The organism is Microcoleus sp. K5-D4 (genome assembly GCF_036704575.1).
GTDB lineage: Bacteria > Cyanobacteriota > Cyanobacteriia > Cyanobacteriales > Microcoleaceae > Microcoleus.
The window spans coordinates 23,202-29,201 of the sequence record NZ_JAUBSD010000097.1 but is presented as its reverse complement, the minus strand read 5'-3'; the positions used below and the strand labels follow the sequence as shown (position 1 = coordinate 29,201).

At 43.7% G+C, this 6,000-nt stretch carries 4 protein-coding genes and 1 pseudogene; all 5 read right to left on the bottom strand.

Going from position 1 to position 6,000, the window contains the following annotated elements; translation table 11 throughout:
* Window positions 1-126: 126 nt before the first annotated feature.
* Window positions 127-1,184 (bottom strand): annotated as a pseudogene (locus tag QUA77_RS24170) (ISKra4 family transposase).
* Between the two features lie 431 nt (window positions 1,185-1,615).
* Window positions 1,616-2,812, bottom strand: a complete 1,197-nt coding sequence (gene lptC, locus QUA77_RS24165) for an LPS export ABC transporter periplasmic protein LptC (RefSeq protein WP_333452993.1) — start codon at window positions 2,810-2,812, stop codon at window positions 1,616-1,618.
* A 197-nt stretch (window positions 2,813-3,009) separates the two neighbouring features.
* Window positions 3,010-3,615: a LabA-like NYN domain-containing protein gene (locus QUA77_RS24160; protein ID WP_006631885.1), complete on the bottom strand. Its 606-nt coding sequence runs from the start codon at window positions 3,613-3,615 to the stop codon at window positions 3,010-3,012.
* Window positions 3,616-3,720: 105 nt separating this feature from the next.
* Window positions 3,721-5,313: a methionine--tRNA ligase gene (metG, locus tag QUA77_RS24155; protein ID WP_333452991.1), complete on the bottom strand. Its 1,593-nt coding sequence runs from the start codon at window positions 5,311-5,313 to the stop codon at window positions 3,721-3,723.
* A 280-nt stretch (window positions 5,314-5,593) separates the two neighbouring features.
* The gene (locus tag QUA77_RS24150; protein WP_333452989.1) at window positions 5,594-5,728 is read right to left on the bottom strand and encodes a hypothetical protein; all 135 of its coding nucleotides are present in this window, start codon (window positions 5,726-5,728) and stop codon (window positions 5,594-5,596) included.
* Window positions 5,729-6,000 lie beyond the last annotated feature (272 nt).

The window sequence follows — 6,000 nt, the reverse complement described above, 5'->3', positions numbered from 1 at the left end:
ATGAGGACGACCAGACATTGTAATTCTCTCCTTTACTTTTTACACAAGTCTATCACATCTTTAAAAAAATGGTATAAAGTATGGGAGTTTGGAAGGAAAATGGCTCTTGAAGGATGCATCTATATTTTACATTAATTCATTCAAGTAAGCACACCTAAGTTTCAGCATTTGATTAATATTTTCACGACGCCCCTGAACCCCGGAAATTTTTAATCTTCTATCAATCTGTTTCACTAATAATTCCACGGCTCCCGACCCGATAGAGCAAGTATTTTGGCTGGACAAGACTTGATAGTTAACGATTCGATTCCGAGGTTTTGTTATGTAGTTACAAAAGTTGGTACTCTGACGGCGACCGCACAACTCAAACAACTTAATCGTTTCATCTACACGGCCTTGCCCCAACAATTTTTTGGCTCTATACAGCCGTTTTTTAGACCATCCTACTTTGTGCAAATTTTCTACTAAATGATACCAGTCTAAGATTTCTCGGCGATTGCCATCCGGATTTAATTGACCGATGATATTCCAAATTCCATCGTGTCCATCGCCTAAACAAGTCAGTAGGGAATTTAACGGCTGACGATTGACATAATCAATCAACACTTCATTTTCCAGAAAATATGCAGCAGAAAAGCTGTCATGAAGACTAACTGCTTTATAATCGAGCCAGTGAGAACCCTCCCCTTTTGGTCCTCTAACACGCACTTTCCCTCCATCCACACTGGTTTCTTTAATTGGGGTGAATGCTACTGGTTCGACCCACTCTTGGTTTTCTACCAATCTATGTAAAGTGGTATGACCTATCTTGACTCCCGTCTGTACCTCAATTTCTTTAGATGCCTTGGAATAGGATAAGACTGCCACTTGTCGCAGACAGCATTTCTCGAAATAAGGGGCCAAGCGAGTCGATTTTTTGAGATTTAATTTTTCTGCTTGTTTTTCGGTAATTTTTAACTCCCCCACACAGCTTTTTACTATTCGGGGGCGTTCTTTGTCTGTTCCCGTGGTTTCTTTGATAAAAAAAAGCAACTTGGGGTCCCACTATCTCTATCCATTGTTTTCTCAGGTGCCCTTCTATTGTTTCCAGGCTCTCTAATGCCTCGGGGGGAGTGTTTTTGTATAAAATTTTGGCGATTTCAGCAGTACGAAGATCGTAAACGTGCTTGTTCGTCAGGCGTCATGTTGGGTTCGTCAAAATTATTTATGGACTATTGTAACTCTTGAGATACTCTATTTTTCAATTGCTATAAAATGGCTCATTGACTCTAAAACAGATTTTTTTGGGAAGCTAAGTCTAGGTTTTTCCATAAAGCGAAAGATTTTATCATACTTTTACCTACTTGCAAAAGCGGGATGCTCCCTATTTGTGTAATTAGACCTCTTGCAAAATAATTTGGTGCTATTATTGAAAGTTTAGCCAATTTTATGATCGAGCAGGCTGGGCAAGTTTAAGGAGATGCCAATCAACCCCATAATTCAAAGTTTGACGTAAACTTGAGCAAACTTTTAAGGATAACACATATTTTTTTGGCAAGAGGTCTATTAATTCTGTCTAGCTTCTTATCTGCGTTCATCAGGGCTCATCTGTCGACATCTGCGATCGCAATCCCATCTACTCTCCCAAAGTTCCCTTATACTCGTCCGGTACAAATTCCGTAACCACTTGGCCGCCACCACCGTCGCCTTTGACAATCACAGTTTGATTTTTCAACTCTCCCGCCGCCCTTGGCCCAGTCAAATTAAACACCGGATTTAGTTGCTTGTAAACCACATTTCCTTCTGCATCAAAAGTCTGATTAGTTAAATACCATGTTACGCGATCGGTATTTAATTGAGCTTGACGTTTTTCACCAATTCCTACCACATTTCCCGTCAAATAAAAAACTTTTTTATCTAAATCTCCCCGCCCCGTATCCCCAGTCATCGTCACCTTTTCCACGCGGTGAAAAACCTTCACAGGCCCGGGCGATACCACAGATTGCGCCGGAAAATTCCAACTCATCAAACTGCTTTCTATTTGCAGCGGCGGATCTGATGGCATCAACTGAGCGTTTTTTGTCAGCGTCGCAATCTTGGTTTTTAAGTCTACATCTATTTGGTCGGCAAAACCGCTGTCTGTTACTATTTTATCTTTGTATCTGTCTATTTGAGTTGGTTTGTCGCTGTTTACCTTTTGTTGCTCCACAAACCACACTAAGTGCTCGGTTCGCAATTGCAAAACCGGATCTTTAACATTCGCCACCACAGAACCGAATAACTCCATCCTCTTAGCCCTGCTGAAAACCCGCGCTTCCTTCGCTGAAGCCGTCACCTGTTTGTTCTCTCCCGTCAAATTGTTACGGACAACTAAAACATCCTCCTTTGGTCGCCACTCCAACTCATTTCCGCGCAAGACAACTCCATTTTTCAGGTCTTTAGCGACTATGTTACCTTTGAGAAAAACCTGATTTCCTTCCTGAAATACCTGGCCCGTTTCTCCCTGAATATCGTAAATTTCTTTGCCGTCCTGAAACAATTTGCCCACAGGTTTCTGAACGTTAACTATTTTTTTGTCTTTGCTGTAAACGGCATTTTGCGAGTTGACTTTCCAGAACGTCTCGCCCTTTTCGTTTGCTTGTTCTAGAGTTACTTTGTTTAAAGTTAAAGTGCTGTTTGACTGTTGAGCAGTTTGGAGATCCTCAGCTAATTTGTTCTTTTGAGTCTCTTGCGGAACCGCACAAGCATCAATCCCCAAAATCAGTACGGCTAAAAATAGCAGCCTCAATTTTGGGGAGTTGAGATTGGGAATTTGGGATTTTAGATGAATCATTGGGAATAGGGAATTGATAATCGGTAATTGGGAATGAGGAATGGGGAATTGGTAATTGATAATTGGGTCGTGAAAAACACTTAATCAAAAATTAAAAATGTGTCATGCTTTGTCTAAATTTTTAACTTCTAATTCTCAATAATTCAACCCATTAATCATCACCTATTAACCCTTACCAATTACCCATTACCAAATCCCTATCTGTCGTCGTGTTCCTCCATCAAGCTCAGACCCGACAAAGGGCGGTAAGCATAATTAGGGCGCGATGTTTTTTGGATGTCGTCCTTAATCATTTCCAGGTCGATATAGCGATCGGCTACATTAATCAAACTGTCGCTCGTCATCGATCGCAAACTCACCACCTCCACCCGCACACCGCGATAGCTCACAGCATCTACAGCATAAGCCAAATCGCCGTCACCGCTCACCAGTACCGCCGTGTCGTAAGACCCCACTAAAGCCATCATATCCACAGCGATTTCTACATCCAAATTCGCCTTCTTAGAACCGTCAGGCAACTGTACCAAATCCTTAGAAATCACGCGGTAGCCGTTGCGGCGCATCCACAGCAAAAACCCCTGCTGTTTCTCGTTAGTGCGATCGACACCCGTGTAGAAGAAAGAGCGCAGCAGCCGCGAACCCGCAGTTAAACGGCACAGCAGCTTAGTGTAATCAATCTCAATTCCTAACTGCAAAGCCGCGTAAAAAAGGTTAGAACCGTCAATAAAAATTGCCACTCTACCACGATTTTCTAGAACCTGTTCCGGCGTAAAAAGGTCGTTGCTTTCTATTCTATTCAACATGATTGTTATGCCTCAATTTTTATGAAAGATTGGTAAGGAAATAACTGCTAATTCGTAGTCTGTCATAACACCCAGAGCGGTGGCTGCCAACTATGAAGGTACTGTTTACAGCAGTTCGAGCCGCTTAAAAACAGGTTGGGGTTCCCCCAGAGTTTGGTTTGCCGGCAAAGCGCCCCAGGCAGCATGAGCTGCAAAATTCGCTAAACTGTTAACTGTAACTCGATCGTTAAAGTCAATTGAAAAACCTAGCTGCTGATAGATAGCGTTGCTGATATTTGGAATAATCGGCGATAAAAGGTAAGATGCTAGTCTAACAGATTCCAGAACAGAATATAGCACTTGTGCGACACTTTCGATCTGTCCCTGCTTGTACAAACTCCAAGGTGCTTGCACGTCAATAAACTTGTTACCGGCTCGAACTAATGCAAGCACGGCTTCGGAAGCCTTGCTAAAAGCCAACTCTTCGTAAAAACCCGTTACTTGAGCGCCCAAATCCAGGCTCATAGCCTTGAGAAGGTTATCGCCGTCAATGTTTTCTCCCAACACATTGGGTACGCAACCACCGCAATATTTTCGAGCCATGTTTAGGGTACGGTTAAGCAAATTTCCCAAATCATTTGCTAGCTCAGCATTCAATATATTGATAAACCGAGTTTCGTTAAAATCGCCGTCCTCTCCGAACTCAATTTCTTTGAGGAAATAGTAACGCACTGCGTCAGCGCCGTATTTATTGACCAATTCGACAGGGTTTAAAGTATTACCCTCCGATTTCCCCATTTTTTTGCCGTCTTTGGTCAAAAACCCGTGTGCGAAGACGCGACCCGGCACCGCCAGATTCGCTGACATCAGCATTGCCGGCCAGTAAACTGCGTGGAAGCGAAGAATATCTTTGCCGATCAAGTGCAAGTCAACCGGCCACCATTTAGATAAAGCATTCTCCAAAATCGGGTCGCTGTCCGGATCTAGCAAGGCGGTGACGTATCCCAGCAAAGCGTCAAACCACACGTAGATGCTGTGACTGGGATCAACTGGCATTGGCAGACCCCATTCGAGATTCACTCTAGAAATCGAAAAGTCTTGCAGTCCAGAGTTGACGAAACTGAGCACTTCGTTGCGTCGGCTTTCCGGCGCGATGAAGTCGGGACGTTCTGCGTACAAGGCCAGCAGTTGGTCTTGATAGCGCGACAGACGGAAAAAGTAATTTTCCTCGTCGCGCCACTCAACTTCCTTGCTGGTGTGGACGGAGCACCGATTTCCCGGCAACAATTCCCGTTCATCCTTAAATTCTTCACAGGAGACGCAGTACCAGCCTTGTTGCTGGTTCAAGTAGATGTCGCCGGAGTTCCAGACCCGCTGGAAAAATTCTTTGACAATGTACTCGTGGCGCCGCGAAGTTGTGCGGATGAAGCGATCGTACTGGATGTCGAGTTGCTCCCACAGCGCCTCAAACGCCGGAACCACTGAATCGCAGTGAGCTTGGGGCGATCGTCCCAAACTCTCGGCTGTCCGCTGAATTTTCTGCCCGTGTTCGTCGGTCCCCGTCACCAGCAAAACAGATTTGCCCCGCAGCCGCTCAAATCGGGCTAGGGCATCTGCAGCCATAGTCGTGTAAGCACTGCCAACGTGAGGTAAATCGTTTACATAATACAGAGGCGTTGTTATCGCAAAGGTATTTTTAGTTTTATCAGTCGATTTCATTGAATGCTAAAAGAAAATTCCCTAAATTCCGTTTCGATCTTAACTCAGCGGTTAAATTTTTTATGGAGTGGCAATCAAGCCAAATTCACTGCAAGTTATTTGCAATTGTTTAACCCGGGCTATTCCCAAAAGAAATATTGCTTTCATATCAACACTAATCTTTTTTAGTTCTTTTTGACGAACTCTCTAAAATGTCTTAATATTTTGACATTCTGCTGCCTTGGGAATCGACGATCGCGGGGTTCGGGCCGCCTCAATTTATTTGTCGCAGCAGCTATCCCTAGAGCGGGCGATCGCCCACCCGGTTTGCAACAAAACTCATCGTTTGGGCTGCTAAACCTGCCATTCGACTAACCCTCCGCGACCACTTTCTGTAAATGCGCGATCGCTCGCCATCGCAATCTTTTTCTACCAATCGCTGGAAAGTCGCTACCCCGTAACTCCTGCCACTTTCCGAGCCGCTAATGGACGCAGAAACCGGGTTGTTTACGAAACTCTCTTGTCAAGCACGAAGCTTTAGTTTCTTACCCCAAAAATAGTATAAAACCCATATTTGACCCCCTCAACTGTCACTATCGGTTTTTACTTATTTTGATCCAGCAATAAAACTATAAATTCTACTATTTTAGTATAACTTACGTATATTAACGGATAAATAACTCTTTAAATACATAATTTATTACTTTA

Excerpts from the sequence above, each read along its gene's own strand:
- lptC (WP_333452993.1), bottom strand. The coding sequence starts at position 2,812 with ATGATTCATCTAAAATCCCAAATTCCCAATCTCAACTCCCCAAAATTG.
- QUA77_RS24160 (WP_006631885.1), bottom strand. The coding sequence starts at position 3,615 with ATGTTGAATAGAATAGAAAGCAACGACCTTTTTACGCCGGAACAGGTT.
- metG (WP_333452991.1), bottom strand. The coding sequence starts at position 5,313 with ATGAAATCGACTGATAAAACTAAAAATACCTTTGCGATAACAACGCCT.